General features: G+C 45.1%; 18 protein-coding genes. 7 read left to right on the top strand and 11 right to left on the bottom strand.

Annotation, left to right across the window (positions count from 1 at the left end; genetic code table 11):
- Nucleotides 1-9 precede the first annotated feature (9 nt).
- The 5 genes from IMZ16_RS02865 to IMZ16_RS02885 form a co-directional block, all read right to left on the bottom strand.
- Nucleotides 10-1,059, bottom strand: a complete 1,050-nt coding sequence (locus tag IMZ16_RS02865) for a glucosaminidase domain-containing protein (protein ID WP_193440409.1) — start codon at nucleotides 1,057-1,059, stop codon at nucleotides 10-12.
- Complete coding sequence (locus tag IMZ16_RS02870; RefSeq protein ID WP_193440410.1) at nucleotides 1,056-1,982, bottom strand: 1-aminocyclopropane-1-carboxylate deaminase/D-cysteine desulfhydrase; 927 nt, start codon at nucleotides 1,980-1,982, stop codon at nucleotides 1,056-1,058. Before IMZ16_RS02870 ends, IMZ16_RS02865 begins: the two co-directional genes overlap by 4 nt.
- 2 nt (nucleotides 1,983-1,984) lie before the next feature.
- A complete protein-coding gene (gene rpoN / locus IMZ16_RS02875) occupies nucleotides 1,985-3,451 on the bottom strand; it encodes an RNA polymerase factor sigma-54 (protein WP_193440411.1) in 1,467 nt (488 codons plus the stop codon).
- A gap of 42 nt (nucleotides 3,452-3,493) precedes the next feature.
- Complete coding sequence (asnS, locus tag IMZ16_RS02880) at nucleotides 3,494-4,942, bottom strand: asparagine--tRNA ligase (RefSeq protein ID WP_193440412.1); 1,449 nt, start codon at nucleotides 4,940-4,942, stop codon at nucleotides 3,494-3,496.
- A 67-nt stretch (nucleotides 4,943-5,009) separates the two neighbouring features.
- Nucleotides 5,010-5,339: a hypothetical protein gene (locus IMZ16_RS02885; RefSeq protein WP_193440413.1), complete on the bottom strand. Its 330-nt coding sequence runs from the start codon at nucleotides 5,337-5,339 to the stop codon at nucleotides 5,010-5,012.
- A 36-nt stretch (nucleotides 5,340-5,375) separates the two neighbouring features.
- On the opposite strand from IMZ16_RS02885, the gene IMZ16_RS02890 reads away from it, so the two are divergent.
- Both IMZ16_RS02890 and IMZ16_RS02895 read left to right on the top strand, forming a co-directional pair.
- Nucleotides 5,376-5,546 carry a DUF5522 domain-containing protein gene (locus IMZ16_RS02890; protein ID WP_193440414.1) on the top strand — a complete coding sequence of 57 codons (171 nt, stop codon included), beginning with the start codon at nucleotides 5,376-5,378 and terminating at the stop codon, nucleotides 5,544-5,546.
- Between the two features lie 9 nt (nucleotides 5,547-5,555).
- Nucleotides 5,556-6,083: a DUF4136 domain-containing protein gene (locus IMZ16_RS02895; protein ID WP_193440415.1), complete on the top strand. Its 528-nt coding sequence runs from the start codon at nucleotides 5,556-5,558 to the stop codon at nucleotides 6,081-6,083.
- Between the two features lie 64 nt (nucleotides 6,084-6,147).
- Here IMZ16_RS02895 and IMZ16_RS02900 read toward each other — a convergent pair whose 3' ends face one another.
- Nucleotides 6,148-6,384, bottom strand: a complete 237-nt coding sequence (locus IMZ16_RS02900) for a hypothetical protein (RefSeq protein WP_193440416.1) — start codon at nucleotides 6,382-6,384, stop codon at nucleotides 6,148-6,150.
- A 133-nt stretch (nucleotides 6,385-6,517) separates the two neighbouring features.
- Between IMZ16_RS02900 and dnaG the strand changes: the two genes are divergently transcribed.
- The 3 genes from dnaG to IMZ16_RS02915 all read left to right on the top strand — a co-directional run bounded on the left by dnaG (nucleotide 6,518) and on the right by IMZ16_RS02915 (nucleotide 9,701).
- Nucleotides 6,518-8,440, top strand: coding sequence for a DNA primase (dnaG, locus tag IMZ16_RS02905; protein ID WP_193440417.1), 1,923 nt, complete (start codon nucleotides 6,518-6,520; stop codon nucleotides 8,438-8,440).
- Between the two features lie 64 nt (nucleotides 8,441-8,504).
- Nucleotides 8,505-9,185, top strand: a complete 681-nt coding sequence (gene clpP, locus IMZ16_RS02910; RefSeq protein ID WP_193440418.1) for an ATP-dependent Clp endopeptidase proteolytic subunit ClpP — start codon at nucleotides 8,505-8,507, stop codon at nucleotides 9,183-9,185.
- Between the two features lie 114 nt (nucleotides 9,186-9,299).
- Nucleotides 9,300-9,701: an acyl-CoA thioesterase gene (locus tag IMZ16_RS02915; protein WP_227411550.1), complete on the top strand. Its 402-nt coding sequence runs from the start codon at nucleotides 9,300-9,302 to the stop codon at nucleotides 9,699-9,701.
- A gap of 33 nt (nucleotides 9,702-9,734) precedes the next feature.
- Here the strand turns inward: IMZ16_RS02915 and dnaJ are convergent, their stop codons facing one another.
- The 4 genes from dnaJ to proS form a co-directional block, all read right to left on the bottom strand.
- Nucleotides 9,735-10,850 carry a molecular chaperone DnaJ gene (gene dnaJ / locus IMZ16_RS02920; RefSeq protein ID WP_073180453.1) on the bottom strand — a complete coding sequence of 372 codons (1,116 nt, stop codon included), beginning with the start codon at nucleotides 10,848-10,850 and terminating at the stop codon, nucleotides 9,735-9,737.
- Nucleotides 10,851-10,868: 18 nt separating this feature from the next.
- Nucleotides 10,869-11,411: a nucleotide exchange factor GrpE gene (locus IMZ16_RS02925; protein WP_193440419.1), complete on the bottom strand. Its 543-nt coding sequence runs from the start codon at nucleotides 11,409-11,411 to the stop codon at nucleotides 10,869-10,871.
- 116 nt (nucleotides 11,412-11,527) lie between these two features.
- Nucleotides 11,528-12,805 (bottom strand): OmpA family protein, encoded by a 1,278-nt coding sequence (locus IMZ16_RS02930; RefSeq protein WP_193440420.1) that lies wholly within the window; start codon nucleotides 12,803-12,805, stop codon nucleotides 11,528-11,530.
- 96 nt (nucleotides 12,806-12,901) lie between these two features.
- Nucleotides 12,902-14,377, bottom strand: a complete 1,476-nt coding sequence (gene proS, locus IMZ16_RS02935) for a proline--tRNA ligase (protein ID WP_193440421.1) — start codon at nucleotides 14,375-14,377, stop codon at nucleotides 12,902-12,904.
- A 124-nt stretch (nucleotides 14,378-14,501) separates the two neighbouring features.
- Here proS and IMZ16_RS02940 point away from each other — a divergent pair, with 124 nt between their 5' ends.
- Both IMZ16_RS02940 and IMZ16_RS02945 read left to right on the top strand, forming a co-directional pair.
- Nucleotides 14,502-15,461, top strand: coding sequence for a hypothetical protein (locus IMZ16_RS02940; RefSeq protein WP_193440422.1), 960 nt, complete (start codon nucleotides 14,502-14,504; stop codon nucleotides 15,459-15,461).
- Between the two features lie 27 nt (nucleotides 15,462-15,488).
- Nucleotides 15,489-16,901: an OmpP1/FadL family transporter gene (locus IMZ16_RS02945; protein ID WP_193440423.1), complete on the top strand. Its 1,413-nt coding sequence runs from the start codon at nucleotides 15,489-15,491 to the stop codon at nucleotides 16,899-16,901.
- 55 nt (nucleotides 16,902-16,956) lie between these two features.
- On the opposite strand, the gene IMZ16_RS02950 is transcribed toward IMZ16_RS02945, so the two are convergent.
- Nucleotides 16,957-17,646 (bottom strand): ZIP family metal transporter, encoded by a 690-nt coding sequence (locus tag IMZ16_RS02950; RefSeq protein ID WP_193440424.1) that lies wholly within the window; start codon nucleotides 17,644-17,646, stop codon nucleotides 16,957-16,959.
- Between the last annotated feature and the right edge of the window lie 4 nt (nucleotides 17,647-17,650).

Here is a 17,650-nt window from a genome sequence, read left to right on the forward strand (position 1 = left end):
TTGTTTAAGTTACGAACGCGGTTTGCGGTTTTGAAGATAAATGATTTGTCCAATATTCGGCTGTTCACCCGGTTTCATTCTGTTGAGGGAATAAAGGTTAGAAACCTTCACGCCAAATTTCTGCGAAATGCTGTGCATCGTATCGCCATTTTTCGCCTGATAAGTTGGTACAGTGCCTTTAACTGATTTTCCTTCGAGGAAAAGTATCTCATTTTCAGCAAGTTGCGTAGTAGAAAGTTCGTTCCATTTTAAAAGCTGAGCTTCCCGAATTCCAAATTTTTGGGCAATGACACCCACATCGGTTTTTGCCGGAATGATGATGAATTTTTTGCCGCCGTTCGGATGAGATTTCACCAGGATAGAATTCAGCAAAGCCTTATCATCACGCATTTCTTTCACGGTTTGCTGATGCTTGGCATAGGAAGTCTGCTGGTATGGCACCTTCAGCGTTACGGCTTCCTGCTTTGGTTTCGGCGGCTCATTTTGCGCGATGAAAGCCTGATCATTCTGTAATTCTGGATAGCGCTGAACGAGCGCTGCAAAAACTTCCTTCGCAGAATAATTGTCAAATTCGTAAAGCCTGTATTTCTCAATTTTGTCAATCAGCATCTGTGGATACCTCGGATTTGTGGCGTAGCCTGCCTTTTTCAGTCCGTATGCCCAAGCCTTGTAATCCTTCATATCCAGCAGAAAAAGCCCTTTGTAATAAGGCCTTTCGGCAAGAAATTTGGAATGGTCTTCGTAAGATTGCCTCGCACTGTCATACACGCGGAAGCATTCATTCGGCGCATCATCAGTGTGCGAAATCGTTCTGCCCGTCCATTCCGTTTTGCATTTTATCCCGAAATGATTGTTGGCCTGCTGTGCCAGCCTGCTTTGTCCGCCGCCTGTTTCTATCAGGCCTTGCGCTAGTTTTATGGATGCCGGGATTTTGTATTTTTCCATTTCTTCCACGGCAAACTGCGCGAATTTTTGGATGTACTGGTCTTCGGTTTTCCAGGTTTGCGCCGAAAGCTGCGCCATCAAAAAAATCGCTGACGCCAAACAGATTTTTTTCATTGACAAAATTTTATCTGCGGTCGGTTTTTCCTTTGCAGAAAGGCATTGGCACCGGAAATTCCCTGCAAACCACCGGTATGAAATGCCAGAATTTCCGAGCCTTTCGGGAAATAATTTTCTTCCGCAAGTTGGAAAATCTTCAGCAGCATTTTTCCGGTGTAAACCGGTTCCAGCGGAATTTTCGTTCTTTGGTAAAAATCGTTAATAAAGTTCACCACTTCATCGCTGATTTTACCGTAACCGCCGAAATCTGCTGGAATCATTTCAAAATTTTCCCTGCCCGAAAGTTCCGCTATTTTCCGTTTCAAGGAATCGTCCTTCACCACGGGAAAACCCAACACCTTCTGATGCGCTTCCGCAAATCGAGAAATACCGGCCAAAGTTCCGCCGGTTCCTACCGCACAGCAAAGATAATCAAAATGTTTCGTCCGCTCATCCAGCATCATTTTCACGCCCAAAACTGCGGCTTCGTTCGTTCCGCCTCCCGGAATTATCAGTGCATCTGGAAATTCACGCTGAAGATTTTCGGTTAAAATATCTTTGCGGCGGTAAATTTCCCGTGAGACAAATCTGAGCTGCATTCCGTTTTCTTCCGCAAATTTTAGCGTCGGATTTTCCTGAATTTTCCTTGACAATTCTTCACCACGAATTACTCCTAAACTTTTGATACTCAAATTCTTCGCTGCAAAACTGAGCGCAGAAATATGGTTGGAAAAAGCACCGCCAAAAGAAATCACCATAGGATTTTCCGGTTTTGTTTCAAGGTAGTTTTTCAGGTTGAAGTAAAGTTTCCAAAATTTGTTCCCAGAAATCTGCGGATGAATCTGGTCTTCCCTTTTAATAAAGATTCTGACACCGTTCAGCGCCAGAACTTCCTGAATTTGAATTTCGCATTTTTTTCGCTCAAATATTGAAAAATTCATAATTACAATTCCTTCCGTAATCTTGCCACAGGAATGTTCATTTGCTCGCGGTATTTTGCGATGGTGCGCCGTGCGATATTGAAACCTTTCTCCTTCAGAATTGCCACCAGAGCATCGTCTGTATAAGGCTTTCGCTTATTTTCATTGTCTATGGCTTCCTGAAGGTGCGTCTTGATTTCCTTCGTGGAAACTTCCTCACCGTCATCATTCGTCAAACTATCGGAAAATAAATCCTTCAGGTAAAGAATTCCGTTCGGCGTATCAGCATATTTACTTTTCACTACACGGGAAATCGTAGAGATATCAAAACCGGTAATATCCGCTACATCCTTTAGGATCATAGGTTTCAATGTTTTTTCGTCACCGGTTAGAAAATATTCCTTCTGCAGTTTCACGATGGCAGTTATCGTCTGCATCAGCGTATTTTGCCGCTGGTTTATGGCATCTATGTACCATTTCGCAGCGTCCAGCTTTTGCTTGATGAACAGCGCTGCCTGCTTATGTTCCGGCGATTTCTTGTCGTGAGAATAGGTCTGCAGCACTTCCTTATACTCTTCAGAAACGCGCAAGGTAGGTGCGTTTTTACTGTTCAGCAGCGGAATTACCTCGCCGTCTTTCACCTGAATCACGAAGTCCGGAATAATTTCCTGGTTGATCGTAATCGTCTGAGTATCAAAGTTTCCGCCCACTTTTGGCGATAGTTTGGAAATCACATCCAGCGCATCACGAAGGTCATCCTCGTCCACATCGTACTTCTGCATTATCTTGTTGTAATGCTTGTTGGTCAGCGCATCAAATTGGTTGCGAAGAATGTTGGCAGCCAGCGTTATAGCCTTATCTGCGCTCACTTTCTTCTCGATTTGCAGCAGCAGGCATTCCTGCAGATCTCTTGCGCCTACGCCAGGTGGATCCAATTTTTGGACATAATTTTCCAGAACATCCTGCACCTTTTCCTTCGTGGTGTAGATGCCCTGCGAAAACGCCAAATCGTCCGTCACAGCCTTGATGTCCCGCCTTAAATAGCCATCGTTATCCAGGTTCCCGATGAGATATTCCGCGATTTGCAAATCCTCGTCCTCAATGTTTACCAAGCGGATTTGCTCAATCAGGTAATCGTACATCGTCTGGCCCTCCGTCAGAAAGCTCTCATTATTGTATTCCTCATCGTCCGGCGAATAATTGCTTGATGCGGTTTTGTAGCTCGGCTCATCATCGAAAAGGTACTCATCCACATCGAAATCCGTCTCGATGCTTTCCGAGCCTTCGTCCTCGTATTCATCGCCCAGTTCATCGTAGTTCTCGTCCTCCCCTTCGTCCTCGCTCACTTTTTCCAGCGCAGGATTTTCCTCCAGCTCTCTCTCGAGTTCTTCCTCAAATTCCAGGGTGTGCAGCTGTATCAGCTTCATCAGCTGTATTTGCTGCGGCGCTAATTTCTGCCCGAGTTTGAGTTGTAAATTTTGTTTTAGCATCAGTAGTATCGCCCGGAAGATTTCCGGTAAATTTATCTTCTGTTAAAATTCCGCACTTTTCGGCGTTCTTGGGAAAGGTATCACATCGCGGATGTTGCTCATCCCCGTTACAAAAAGCACCAGTCTTTCCAGCCCAAGTCCGAAGCCAGAATGCGGTACAGAGCCGAACTTTCTCGTATCCAGGTACCACCACAGCTCCTCCTCGTCCACCTGCATTTCGTGCATTTTCTTTTGCAGAATTTCCAGCCGCTCTTCCCTTTGGGAACCTCCGATGATTTCGCCGATTCCTGGGAACAGCACATCCATAGCTGCCACGGTTTTCCCGTCTTCGTTCAGGCGCATATAAAACGCCTTGATTTCCTTCGGGTAATCGAACAGAACCACCGGGCTTTCGAAGTGCTTTTCCACCAAAAATCTTTCGTGCTCGCTCTGCAAATCTGCACCCCAGCTTTCAATCGGGAATTGGAATTTTCCTTTCTTATTTTCCTTAGAATTCAGCAAAATATCGATGGCTTCCGTATAAGAAACCCTGCGGAAACGCTTGCTGGTTACACTTTCCAGCTTTTCTATCAGGCCTTGCTTCGCCCTGTCTTTTTCCGGTTTCTGCTTTTGTTCTTCGGCAAATCTTTTGTCCAAAAATTCTAAATCGGCCCGGCAGTTTTCTAGAACATACCTGATGACGAATTTCAAAAAATCCTCCGCCAAATCAATATTATCCTCCAGATTATTGAACGCAACTTCCGGCTCCACCATCCAGAATTCCGCAAGGTGCCTTGCCGTGTTAGAATTTTCCGCACGGAAAGTAGGCCCAAAAGTATAAACCCTGCCAAGGCCCATCATTGCGGTTTCCACATTTAGCTGACCGCTCACTGTAAGCGAAGTTTTCTTCCCGAAAAAATCTTCGGAAAAATCAATTCCGCCGTTTTCAGTCCGCGGAATATTTTCCAAATCAAAATTGGTAACGCGGAACATTTCGCCCGCACCTTCCGCATCTGCACCTGTAATCAAAGGGGTATGGATGTAAAAGAAATGATTCTGGTGGAAGAACTGATGAATGGCAAAGCTGATGGCGCTTCTCACGCGGAAAACTGCGCCGAAAAGATTGGTGCGGAAGCGAAGATGAGCCTGCTCCCGCAGAATTTCCAGCGAGTGCTTTTTCGGCTGGAGCACGGTTTTCTCCATCTCTTCCGAAAAATTATCGCCCAGGATTTTTATTTGCTTCGCCAGGATTTCCACGCTTTGCCCAGCACCCTGGCTTTCTACCAGTTCGCCGGAAATTTCCAGCGAAGATGCGGTTTTGATGTTCTTAATCAACTCTTCGCCGAAGACTTCAAAATCCACCACGATTTGGATATTCTCCATCGTAGAGCCGTCGTTCAGCGCAATAAAGCGGTTCGAGCGGAAAGTGCGCACCCATCCACTCACAGAAACTTCGTGGTGCAGCTGCTTTTTATAATCCTGCAGCAGATCCTTTATCGTCCTTCTTTTCATAGCCTTAAACTTTGCAAATATAGCGTTTTTCGCTTGCCGAAAGCCATCCCTTCCGCAAAAAGCTGGGCTAAAGCCGGTATTTCCAGAAGGAAAAAACTTTGCGATTTTTCAGGTAGTTCAAATCATCTTCCTTGGCGAAGGCCTCCCTTTCAAAGCTGATGCTTTTGTAGGCTAAGTAATTGTCTTTCAGTTTGTAGTAGAGATAATAATACTCCAGAACATACCAAATGTAAAACGGGATGACGAGCAATTCTGCCTGCTGTCTCAGGTGAATTTTTTCGTGGTTGATGAGCACGGCGTTTCTCAAATCAGCACGGTTTTTGATGAAAATGAACGGGAACAGCGTAATCCCGTTGATTCGGGAGTTTTTGAGAATTTTGGTAAGCACGATGATCATCAGGCAAATTTAAATTTTCTTTGCTAATTTTAACCTATGAAACAATCGCCAATCAAAGAAGGTGAAGATTTTTACTATAATGAGCAGGGCTACAAGGTTTTCACGGAAGCCTACCACCTGAAACGAGGCTACTGCTGCAAAAGCGGCTGCAAGCACTGCCCTTATGGATATGACAAAAAAACGGACAGTTTTCGGAAAAATCAATAATTTAGAATTATGAAAAAATACTTGCTCTTCATCATTGCTGCGGCCACGCTTTTGCTGGCTTCCTGCAGCCCATTCCAGGTGCGTTCAGATTATGCCCAAACTGCAAATTTTAACCAGTACAAATCCTACAAACTGCGGATAGACGACCTGAATATCAATGACATAGATAAGGACCGGGTGCTGAACGAGCTTTCGCGCCAGCTGCAATCCAAAGGGCTGATGCCGGCGGAAAACCCTGATGTGATTATCAACATTAAGGCGAGCCACAAACTTGTGAACGATGTGCAATCTGCGCCGTACTATGGTGTGTATGGCTACGGCTACCCGTACGGTTTTGGCGTGGGCTTCGGCAGAACTTGGACGAATTCTTACAACCGTGGTGCCCTGGTGATTGATATGATTGATGCGCAAACTCAGAAACTGGTTTGGCAGGGCATTGGCTCGGGAATTAATGTGGATTCGCCAAAATCCAAGCAGAAGGAAATTCCGCAGATTGTAGCGGAAATTATGGCGAATTATCCGCCGAAAAAGAATTAAGGAATTAAGAAATTCAGAGATTTAGCAATTAATCAAAATACTATCAAAAAATATGAAAAATCGCTCAGTTCTGCTGGGCGATTTTTTGTGCGAATTCTTCAGCGAAAAGTTTTCGGTCCGCTTCTAATTTTTCGGGATTGCCTGGCAGAATATAGGTGAAGAGAATCTTCTCATCATTATCCAAGAATATAATTTCAACTTCCTCATTTTCAATCATTTGGGAAAATATTTCCCACATTGATGCGTCTTTCTGTTTCAGTAAATCGAAAAACGGCTCGGCCTTTATCTGAATGGATTTCATTCCGCAAAGGTAGAATTTAGATTTTAGATTTAGGATTGCCCTTCGGCAAGCTTCCTAACATCATAACCTTCATCAGCACAATAACTTCCTAACCACAAAACCAAATCTCAACCTAAAATCTTAATTTTATCCCGTGATTTCCAAGCAGACGATTGATAAGATTTTCAGCGCGATTCGTGTGGAAGAAATCGTGGGTGAATATGTGCAGCTGAAAAGGGCGGGCTCCAACCTGAAAGGCCTGAGCCCTTTTCAGGACGAGAAAACGCCAAGCTTCGTGGTCTCGCCAAGCAAGCAAATCTGGAAAGATTTCTCCACCGGAAAAGGCGGCACGGCGATTTCCTTCCTGATGGAAATTGAAAATTTCACCTATCCTGAAGCACTGCGCTACGCCGCGAAAAAATACGGCATTGAGGTGGAGGAAGACCGCCGCGAACTGACGGACGAAGAGCGGCAGGCACAAACCGATCGGGATTTGCTGTACAAAATTCACGAAGTGGCGAACGAATTTTTCCAAAGTCAGATGCACGATACGGAAGAAGGCCGCAGCATTGGGCTTTCGTACTTTCGTGAGCGCGGCCTGAACGATGCCACCATTAGAAAATTTCAGCTGGGATATTCGCCGGAACGGAAAAATGCCTTCACGGAATTTGCCCTGAACAAAGGCTATTCCAAAGAAATTCTCGAAAAATCCGGGCTTTCGATTTTTCCGGATTACAATGAAAAAGGCATCGACAGATTTCGGGAAAGGGTGATTTTCCCAATCCACAGTTTTAGCGGAAGGGTCTTAGGCTTCGGTGCAAGAATCTTAAAAAATAACACCAAAACTGCGAAATATCTCAATTCGCCGGAAACGGAAATTTACCACAAATCCAATGTTTTATATGGATTAAACCAAAGCAAGCAGGCGATTTCCCGGCAGGATTTGTGCCTTCTAGTGGAAGGCTATATGGATGTGGTTTCGCTGCATCAGTCCGGAATTGAAAATGTGGTGGCAAGCTCCGGAACATCCCTAACCACCGAGCAAATCAAGCTAATCAAGCGGCTTACGGAAAATGTAACGATACTTTTCGACAGTGATAAAGCCGGGATAAAAGCAAGCTTCCGAAGCATCGATATGCTGCTTTCCGAAGGGATGAACATCCGCGTTTTACTCTTCCCTGAAGGCGAAGATCCGGATTCTTTCGCAAAAAAGAATTCGCAAGAATTCGTGGAAAATTTTATCAATTCCTCAGCGCAAGATTTCATCAATTTCAAGGCGGAGATTCTGCTGAGCGAAGCGAATGATGACCCGATAAAAAAAGCGGCAGCGATAAGGGACATCGTGAAATCCATAGCTTTTGTGAAAAATTCGCTAAAGCAGGAAATTTACCTGAAGGAAGTTGCGCAGAAATTTGACCTTACGGAGCGCGCATTATTCAATGAGCTGAAAGCATTGCAAAGCATTAAAAATCAGCAATATACAGCTCAGCCAAGAAATGAAAAACCGGAAAAATTAGCAATCGTTCCAGAAACGCCAACGGTAAATCCATTGCTGATTCTTGAAGAAAAACTGGTGGAACTGATGCTGAAATACGGGGATTATCTTTTGACCGAAAAAGATGAAAACGGCGAGAGTTTCCAGATTACCGTAATTGAAAAAATCCTGGCGCACTTTGATGAAGACGGCTACGAAATTCAGTCGGAACTCAACAAGAAAATTATCGGCGAAATAGCCGCAGGCGTGGAAAACGGTGAGCTGAGAACTGGGAAATTCTTTCTATCACTGATGGAAGAAGGCCTTAGCGAAAAGGTTGCGGATTCATTAATTGAGCCTTATGAAACTAGCAACTGGAAAAAATACGACATTTATTTCAGCAAAGAAAACGAGGTGGTGCCAAAACTTGTCTCTGATGTATTAATCCGTCACAAAAGAGCCTTCGTACTGGAGCTCATTGAAAAGCTTAAAAATTCCATATCTGCGTCTGAGACGGAAAATCAAGAGGATATTTACTCAAAAATAATGAGGCTAAATGGGCTTCGCCGCACGATGGACGCTGAACTCCATCGGATATTATGACAAAATGACATAAAATAGATTAGGAATAAAATTTGCGACAGAACAGGCAACAGATTTTAGACAAATGGACATTAGAAAAGAGTTTAGAGATTTCTCGGTAAAGCATCTTGGCAACAGCGGTTTGGCGACTGACCAATATTTAGGAATGTATGGCCCGACGAATTTGACGCCCTACATTATGGAAGAGCGCCGGATGAATGTGGCACAGATGGATGTATTTTCCCGCCTGATGATGGATCGCATCATCTTTCTGGGGACGGGAATCGATGATCAGGTGGCAAATATTGTGACGGCGCAGCTTCTGTTCCTTGAAAGTGCAGATTCCGCGAAGGATATCCAGATTTACATCAATTCGCCTGGTGGAAGCGTTTATGCAGGGCTGGGCATTTACGACACGATGCAAATCATCAAGCCTGATGTAGCGACGATTTGTACCGGGATGGCAGCCTCGATGGGCGCCGTTCTGCTGGTAGCCGGCGAAAAAGGGAAACGCAGCGCGCTGAAGCATTCAAGGGTGATGATCCATCAGCCTTCTGGCGGGGCACAGGGTGTAGCCTCGGATATGGAAATTAATTTGCGCGAAATGCTGAAGCTGAAAAAGGAACTATACGAAATCATCTCCCAACACTCTGGGCAAAGCTACGATTGGGTGGAAAAGGCCTCCGACCGTGATTATTGGATGACCTCTCAGGAAGCAAAGGAAATGGGTATGGTAGATGAAGTGCTTGAAAGAAAAAGAGACTGATATATTTAAATATTTTGTAAAAAATTCCGCTTGAAATTCAGGCGGTTTTTTTATTTTTACGAAAAATTATTTATGGCATCTCAATCTACCGACCTGTCTAATTTTAAATTTTCTATGCCCGTTCCCATTCGCTGGAATGATATGGATGCGCTGGGCCATATTAATAATGTTCTGTATTTTGAATATTTTCAAATCGCAAGAGGTGAGTATATGAATACAGCGAGCAAATCCTGGGACTGGACTAAGCATATGTTTGTAATCGCCCACATTGAATGCGATTATTTTAAAGAAATAAATCCATTCACCAAGGATCCAGTAATAAAAACCAGGGTATTCGGCATTTCCAATAAAAGTTTTGATATGGAATATGCGATCGTGAGTACTGGTAAAGATGGAGAGCAGGTACTGCACGCTATCGGCAAAAATGTAAATGTCTATATCGATATGACTACAAAAAAATCTGAAACCATTCCTGACTGGCTAAGGGAGGAGCTTAGCCATTTTGAAGGATTATAACAAAATCCCGCAAACTTGCTGCGGGATTTTGTTTTAGCTGAATAAATCTTTTACTTTATCGAAAAATGTTCTCTCCTTTCCTGAGGGTTCTGCCTTCATCTCGCCCTCTTTCAGCTGGCGTTCGAAGAATTCTTTTTGCTCGGGGGTAAGGTGCTGCGGGGTCCATACATTAATATGCACAAACATATCGCCTTTACCATAGCTCTCCAAACTTGGCAAGCCTTTCCCGTTCAATCGGAGAATTTTTCCTGACTGCGTGCCAGGATCTATTTTTACTTTGGCCTTTCCACCCACTGTCGGTATTTCCTTCGAAGTTCCGAGAGCTGCCTCTGCAAAGGAGATGTAAACTTCCTGATGCAGATTATCCCCCTCCCGCTTAATGCTCTCGTGTTCCTCCTCTTCTATCAAAACAAGTAGATCGCCGGGAATACCGCCAAACGGCGCATCATTTCCTTTACCTCGCACGCTAAGCTGAACCCCTTCCCGGGCACCTGGCGGTATGCTGATTGTAACTTCCTCATCTTCTTTAATAAGACCTTGGGCATCCGCTCCCGCCGGGATATAATCAGCAACTTTCCCTACTCCCTGGCAAGTAGCACAAGTCTGCTGGCTCTGCATCTGCCCGAACATTGTATTGACAACTTTGAGCTGAACTCCCGAACCACCACAAGCAGGGCAAGTTTTGGAAGTGGCCCCATCAGCCATTTTCAAGCGTTTTACTTTGATAACTTTCTGCGCGCCACCCATCATTTCCTCAAGATTAAGCTTGATGCGTACCCGCAAATTGGAGCCGCGCACCTGCTGAGGCCTTCCACCACCAGCACCACCGAAACCAAAATGCCCGCCGAAAATATCCCCAAACTGGCTGAAAATATCTTCCATACTCATACCGCCGCCGAAGCCCCCGCCGAAGCCTCCTGCACCACCTACGCCGGCATGGCCGTACTGATCGTAGCGAGCACGCTTATTTGGATCGCTGAGGATTTCATAGGCTTCCGCAGCCTCCTTAAACTTTTCCTCTGCCACGGCATCGCCTGGGTTTTTATCCGGGTGGTACCTTACCGCCTGCTTCCGGTAAGCTTTTTTTATCTCTTCGGCCGTCGCAGTTTTCGGTACTTCTAAAATTTCGTAATAATCTCTTTTTGCCATCCCACTGTTTTAGAAAAATTACTGCCCGATTACTACCTTCGCAAAACGGACTACCCTACCGTTCAGGATGTAGCCAGTTTCTACCACATCTACAATCTTGCCTTTCAACTCTTCGGATGGGGCGGGAATTTGCGTAATAGCTTCGTGGTGCTCCACATCAAAGTCATCTCCGGGTTTTACCTCCATTGTCTGCAAGCCTTTTTCTGTAAGTTTATTTTTAAATTTTTGGTAGATGAGTTCTACACCCTTCACCAGATCTTCATTACCAGTTTTTGAGATCTCCTTTAGTGCCCGCTCAAAATCATCCAAAATCGCGAGCATAGAAACCATCATATCCTGATTAGCAAATTGGAAAAACTCGAGTTTCTCCTTCGCAGTTCGCTTTTTGTAATTTTCAAATTCAGCATATAGTCTTACATACTTATCTTTTTCCTCGGAAAGTAAATCTTCTACAGATTTTTGATTCTCTTCCGTAGATGGTTCTTCTCTTGCCCCTTCCGTTGCAGGATGCGCTTGGTTAATATCTATTTGCTCTTCTGGCAATTCTTGATTTTCATTCATAATTTAAATTTTATAAATCTTAATATGACAAAGAATCTGCCAAATTTTGTATGTGGACAATTAGTCACAAAAAAACTCCCGACCAAGGCCGGGAGTTGAGTATAGTGTGAAATTAATTATTTTGAGAATCTTACAGCCATTTTTCTGTCTTTAGCTCTTTCAGCGTCAGAAGCAGAAGCATCAACTGTAGCGAATTCTGATCCGTAACCTTCAGCGCCAGTTACTTGTGAACCTACACCATATTTTTCAAGCTGAGACTTAATAAAGTTCGCTCTTCCTTGAGAAATTTCTTTGTTGACGGCTTCATTACCTGTTTTATCAGTGTAGCCTCCAATTTTAACTTTAGCATCAGGATACGCTTTCAGGATCTTAGCAAGGTTTTCAATTTGAGCTTCAGAACCAGCCTCTAGCTGATCTTTAGAGCCGTGTACGAAGTTTACATTATCAAAATCATACCATACAGCTTTCAGACCTTCTTCGTTGGCATTTGCGTATTGACCGCTCTGAAGGTAAGAAATCATTCTCTGTTCAAGACCATTAGGATAGCCTCTGAGAGCGGTACCGTTTAGGTCAATGTCCTGAAGTTCTCCACGGTTAGCAGGAGCTGTAACGGCTGCTGTATCTACCATAGTAGAATCTTCTACAACAACTGTGGAATCAGCCGGCTGCATAGGGGTTTCAGGATTTTTCTTATCGCACTGCTTCCAAAGGAACCATCCTGCGAGAAGAAGCAGAAGAAGCGGAAGAAGCCACTTCCAGATTGAATTGTTATCCTTTCTGTCCACATTTACATGCGTGTTGCCTGCTCTGTTTACATCAGGATTGCCTTGGTTGTTTGTGTTCATAGTTTTATCTTTTAGATTGTTGTTTGTTGTAGAGGTTGTAAAATCACCCAGACCAAGGCTAGCAAGTGAAAGACCAGCAGGAAGAAGTGCGGAAACATGAGATTTCTGCTGCTCTAGCAGTCTGGAAACGCCCGCTCTGTCAAGATTCTGATCAGATGCATACTTGCTTACAGTACCCAGCGTAGCGCCTGTCACCATATTTGCAAGGGAATTCACAGTAGAGTTATTTACACCTGCAAAAGATGCTACAGATGAAAATAAATCACTAGCTCTGCCGCCGAAAATCGTATTCAGTACTGCTGAGATTACGGAGTTATCAGAAGTGCCTCCGACAAGGTTGTTTAGATAGCCCTGGCTTGCAGAACCAAAAATTGCATCAAGAAGCGTAGGGTTTGATGCATTTCTAGCCATACCGCCAACCACTGCAGGAAGCAGTCCGCTAATCGCTTTGCTGATTCCGGATTCACTTTCGCCAAATTGCGTTGATGCCTGAGTAATCAGGGCAGGACCAAGTTGTCCTTTGATTAGATCAATTAAATTTACTGACATAATAATTTGTTTTTCTGGTGAATCTTAGCAATTATTATTCCAAAAACTGAAAAATGTCATATTTTCTTTTGAAATTTATATTAAGTTTATGTTAACTTAATACGCTTTCGCGAAAATCACCCGTTGGTTCGATGGTTTTCCGCTGATTAAGGAAACGCCTTCCTCCAAATCATTATCCAGAGGAATGCAGCGGATGGTAGCCTTCGTTTCTTCCTTGATTTGCTCCTCTTCTTCCGCTGTGCCGTCCCAATGCGCGGAAATAAAGCCGCCCTTCTCTTCCAGCACTTTTTTAAATTCTTCGTAAGTATCCACCTTGGTAATATTTTCCTCGCGGAATTTCAGAGCCTTCCTATATATATTGTCCTGAATTTCCTGCAGAAGTTGCGCAATATTTTCTGCAATATTTTCCAGCGGTTTTACTTCCTTCGTCAATGTATCACGGCGTGCAACTTCCACGGTTTGGTTCTCCAAATCCCTTGCACCCATCGCAATTCTTACCGGCACGCCTTTTAGCTCGTATTCTGCGAATTTCCAGCCGGGCTTGTTTTGGTCATCGTCATCAAATTTCACGCTGATGCCTTTTTGTTTCAGCTCTGCCACGATTTTATCCGCCACTTCACGGATTAGGTTTAATTGCTCTTCACCCTTAAAAATCGGCACGATTACCACCTGAATTGGCGCTAATTTCGGTGGAAGCACTAGGCCATTATCATCGGAATGTGCCATTATCAAAGCGCCCATCAGCCTTGTGGAAACGCCCCAGGAAGTTGCCCACGCATATTCCAGCTGACCTTCTTTATTTGTAAATTTCACATCGAAGGCTTTGGCAAAATTCTGCCCAAGGAAATGCGATGTCCCAGCCTGAAGCGCTTTGCCGTCCTGCATCATCGCTTCTATGCAGTAGGTTTCATCGGCGCCGGCAAATCTTTCGCTCGGCGTTTTCACGCCGCGAATTACCGGTACGGCAAGCACATTTTCCGCAACATCGGCGTACACTTCCAGCATTTTCTCGGTTTCTTCCATCGCTTCTTTCCTGGTGGAATGCGCCGTGTGCCCTTCCTGCCAAAGGAATTCTGCGGTGCGAAGGAACAGCCTCGTACGCATTTCCCAGCGTACAACATTCGCCCACTGGTTGATGAGTATCGGCAAATCGCGGTAGCTCTGAATCCAGTTTTTGTAAGTGTTCCAGATGATGGCTTCGGAAGTTGGGCGCACAATCAGCTCTTCTTCCAGCCTGGCTTCCGGATCCACGATTAATTTCCCTGGATTTTCGGCATCATTTTTCAGGCGGTAATGTGTAACCACGGCACATTCCTTAGCGAAGCCTTCGGCATTTTTCTCTTCCGCTTCGAAAAGGCTTTTCGGCACAAACAGCGGAAAGTATGCATTCTGGTGTCCGGTTTCCTTAAACCTTCTGTCCAGCTCATCCCGCATTTTTTCCCAGATGGCGTAGCCGTAGGGCTTGATGACCATACACCCACGCACACCGGAATTTTCCGCCAGGTCGGCTTTTACCACCAGTTCGTTATACCATTTGCTATAATCTTCCGCACGGGTCGTTAATTTTGTCATAAAATTTAACTTTTCCTTTAATTTTAAATCAAAAGCCAGAAGCGAATTGCAAACTGACATATTATAAATATGGTACAGTTTTGGCTTTTGTGCAAAGATAATTGAAATACATTTTTCTGACATCATGGAAAAAAATATCTTTGATAAATTTTTAAAAAGAAATCTGAAAAATTCTTTTCTGGCATTTTCCGCCGGCCTACTCCTCGCATCCTGCGGATCCTATATGAACGGATACAGCGAGACCGACGGTGTGTATTACGACCCGAGCCGGGATACCGTACCCCAAGGCACATACAAGGGCTACGCCGGCAATAGGGTGGATGAAAATTATGACTACAGCGCAAGGCCGGAAACCGAGGAAGATATAGCCCGCTATGGCAGAAAGGGCTATAGGCGCAACTGGAACGAGAAAAAATCCGACTCCGACTGGGGAGAATATGCGGGAAGCGAGACCCAATATAGCGGCTGGGGAAGCGCCTATGCGCCGTGGTATGGTAGCTTTGGCTACGGCTGGGGGCACCCTTATTATGGCGGCAGGTTCGGGATGAGTTTTGGCTGGGGTAGCCCGTGGTATAGTGGATATTATGGCTATGGTGTAAATCCATATTGGTATGGTGATCCATTTTACGGAGGGTTCTATGGCTATCGACCTTATTATTATTCTCCTTACTACTATTCGCCGTATTATGGCCCATACTATTATGATTATTATGGGTATGGCGTACCTTACCGCTATAGTGTTCCGCGCAGAAATGTCGGGCCAAACAGCTATCCAACTGACGGCAATAACGGGAGAAGTTCCTCAGCATCTCAGCCGGCATACTCCGGTAGGGATGCAGGATTCCGCACCAGCTACCCGCAGGGGCAGCGCCCATATAGTGGCGCGGATAGGAGCAGATCCGACGGGATGGGTAATAGAAGTATTTACCGAGAAACTCCTTCGCAGCAGCGCAGCGACACCTACCGGGATAACTCTTACCGTTCCTCCGGCAGCTATCAAACCGGCGGCTACAACGGGAACTATGGTGGCGGCAGTACAGGCGGAAGCCGTACCGGAGGTTTCCGTACCGGGGGCAGCAGATAATTTTAAAATAACTTTACAAATTCAAAAATGTTTAAAAAAAGTATAGCAGCAGCATTCCTTACCGCTGCATTCAGCACTGCTTGGGCGCAGGATGTCTCTACCGTCAGGAATGCGATGGAAGTCTATGATACCACACCCCAGGGCTCCGCAAAATACAATGCAATGGCTGGAGCTATGGGCGCCCTTGGTGGGGATATCAGCTCCGTAAATGTGAACCCTGCCGGTGTGGGAGTTGCCATCGCCAGCGAAGTATCGGCGTCTCTACTCATTCAGAGTAATAAAAATGAAAGCACCCTCTTCGGTGAGGGCAACAGCTTTAAAATTAACAATGCTAATGTCGGGCAGGCTGGTGGCATCCTTGTTTTCAACACGGAGGGCGGCAACACGAAGATTAAAAATGTGAATCTCGGATTTAGTTTTTCCTCGAAATCCGCGGAAGAATATCTCGAGAGCCGTGGGCAGAACAGCATCACCTTCCAGTTCCCAGAGGATCAGCTCCAATTTGTGCGTCACGCGTATGATAGAACGGGAAATGTGGCTAAAACTACCCTGGCTGCGGGTGCAAATTACGATCACAGACTCTATTTCGGTATCGGTTTGAACCTTCATAATGCGAGCATCGACCAATACGATACTGCGTCTATGCGCTCCGTGGCAGAAAATTTAACTGACAGCTACTTCAAACAATACACGCCCTACGGGGAAGACGGAACCGGATTTTCTGCCAACATAGGCGTGATTGGTAAAATCAATAACCAAATCCGCCTGGGGCTGGCGCTGGAAACTCCCACCTGGTGGAATATCGACAGAAGCTATTATTACTACAGCCCTGTAAACTCCAATGACGATGGACTTTATACTGAATCACGCGATTTACGCACCCCGATGAAGCTTTCGGCAAGTGCGGCAATTGTGCCTTCGAAAAATTTTGCCTTCAATGTGGATTTAATCCAAGGCATCAGCAAACCGAAATTCACCACCGGAGATAAGGACTTGGAGGATGAACTGAACAGCTTTTTCGAGGACGGAAAAAACAGCACGGAGGTGCGCGCAGGAGCGGAATACCGAATTAATCAGTTCAGAATTCGTGGTGGTTATGGATTTGCCTCCAATCCTTTTGGCGACAGAAACCTTTACACCGTGGCGCAAAACAACACGGCAAGCCAGGTGAAGTACGACAATCTCTACGCTGGCACGCGCAACACTTTTGGCATCGGGCTGGGCTATGATTTCAAATCATTTTATGTGGATGCGGCTTACCAGAATATCAGCTCTAAATTTTCCAACCCTTTCCTGTATGGAAATGACCCGGCAGGCACGCAATATTTTTCCACAAATTATTCTAATCCAAACGGCTATTTCGGGAACGACGGATCCGTAGTATCCGAGGTGAAGAATACCCAAAACAACTTTACAGTAACGCTCGGCTGGAGATTTTAATATTTTATGAGAATTTAGCGAATAACTTCGGGCGAAAATCCGAAGTTTTTTTTTGTTAATGGTAATGGAAATTGTGGCTAAGCAAGGCTAAGGCTATGCCGGAAACCACGAGCAGAATTTTCTGCCAATCGATATTATGATTTTTATTCGATTCAAAAATGATGGCGGATGCGATGTGCAGGAAGATTCCGCCAACTACCGCCAGAAAATACGGCTGAAGCGATGCATCGAAAAAGCGGCCAAGCCACATACCAAGCGGCGAAGCGATTGCAAAAAGTGCCACGGTGAGCATTCCGCCGAATTTGATTTTTTTCGAACCGAAAAGGAAGGCGCCCAACACAAAGGAACTGGGCAGGTTGTGGAACAAAATCCCGAGAAGGTAGGGCGAAATTTCGCGCGGATTTTCCGCCAATGGTATGCCTTCGATAAAGGCGTGAACAACGAGCCCTATCATCAGCGAAAGCGGCAGAATGCCTTGGGAATCGCCGTGATGAATGTGGCCGTGCTCAAAGCCTTTCGTTAAACTTTCCAAAACCAGCTGCAGCAAAACGCCAACTATCACGAAAATCCCGATGCCGTGAATTCCCGATGAATAAACGCTTGGGAAGACTTCGTTCAGACAAATGGCGATGAGAAAGCCCGCCGCAAAAATGAGCAGGTTTTTCGCCAAAACTTTCTGGCGGCCAAACTTCGCACCCACTAAAGCGCCGATAACCACGCTGAGAATCAACAGAACTTCAACCACAATT

This window comes from Cruoricaptor ignavus, assembly GCF_014961145.1.
In the GTDB taxonomy this organism is placed as follows: Bacteria; Bacteroidota; Bacteroidia; order Flavobacteriales; family Weeksellaceae; genus Cruoricaptor; species Cruoricaptor ignavus.

Coding starts and splice junctions, on each gene's coding strand:
- rpoN (WP_193440411.1), bottom strand. CDS start 3,451: ATGCTAAAACAAAATTTACAACTCAAACTCGGGCAGAAATTAGCGCCG.
- IMZ16_RS02930 (WP_193440420.1), bottom strand. CDS start 12,805: ATGTCAGTAAATTTAATTGATCTAATCAAAGGACAACTTGGTCCTGCC.
- IMZ16_RS02945 (WP_193440423.1), top strand. CDS start 15,489: ATGTTTAAAAAAAGTATAGCAGCAGCATTCCTTACCGCTGCATTCAGC.
- dnaJ (WP_073180453.1), bottom strand. CDS start 10,850: ATGGCAAAAAGAGATTATTACGAAATTTTAGAAGTACCGAAAACTGCG.
- IMZ16_RS02895 (WP_193440415.1), top strand. CDS start 5,556: ATGAAAAAATACTTGCTCTTCATCATTGCTGCGGCCACGCTTTTGCTG.
- IMZ16_RS02870 (WP_193440410.1), bottom strand. CDS start 1,982: ATGAATTTTTCAATATTTGAGCGAAAAAAATGCGAAATTCAAATTCAG.
- IMZ16_RS02925 (WP_193440419.1), bottom strand. CDS start 11,411: ATGAATGAAAATCAAGAATTGCCAGAAGAGCAAATAGATATTAACCAA.
- IMZ16_RS02900 (WP_193440416.1), bottom strand. CDS start 6,384: ATGAAATCCATTCAGATAAAGGCCGAGCCGTTTTTCGATTTACTGAAA.
- IMZ16_RS02940 (WP_193440422.1), top strand. CDS start 14,502: ATGGAAAAAAATATCTTTGATAAATTTTTAAAAAGAAATCTGAAAAAT.
- proS (WP_193440421.1), bottom strand. CDS start 14,377: ATGACAAAATTAACGACCCGTGCGGAAGATTATAGCAAATGGTATAAC.
- clpP (WP_193440418.1), top strand. CDS start 8,505: ATGGACATTAGAAAAGAGTTTAGAGATTTCTCGGTAAAGCATCTTGGC.
- IMZ16_RS02890 (WP_193440414.1), top strand. CDS start 5,376: ATGAAACAATCGCCAATCAAAGAAGGTGAAGATTTTTACTATAATGAG.
- asnS (WP_193440412.1), bottom strand. CDS start 4,942: ATGAAAAGAAGGACGATAAAGGATCTGCTGCAGGATTATAAAAAGCAG.
- IMZ16_RS02865 (WP_193440409.1), bottom strand. CDS start 1,059: ATGAAAAAAATCTGTTTGGCGTCAGCGATTTTTTTGATGGCGCAGCTT.
- IMZ16_RS02885 (WP_193440413.1), bottom strand. CDS start 5,339: ATGATCATCGTGCTTACCAAAATTCTCAAAAACTCCCGAATCAACGGG.
- IMZ16_RS02915 (WP_227411550.1), top strand. CDS start 9,300: ATGCCCGTTCCCATTCGCTGGAATGATATGGATGCGCTGGGCCATATT.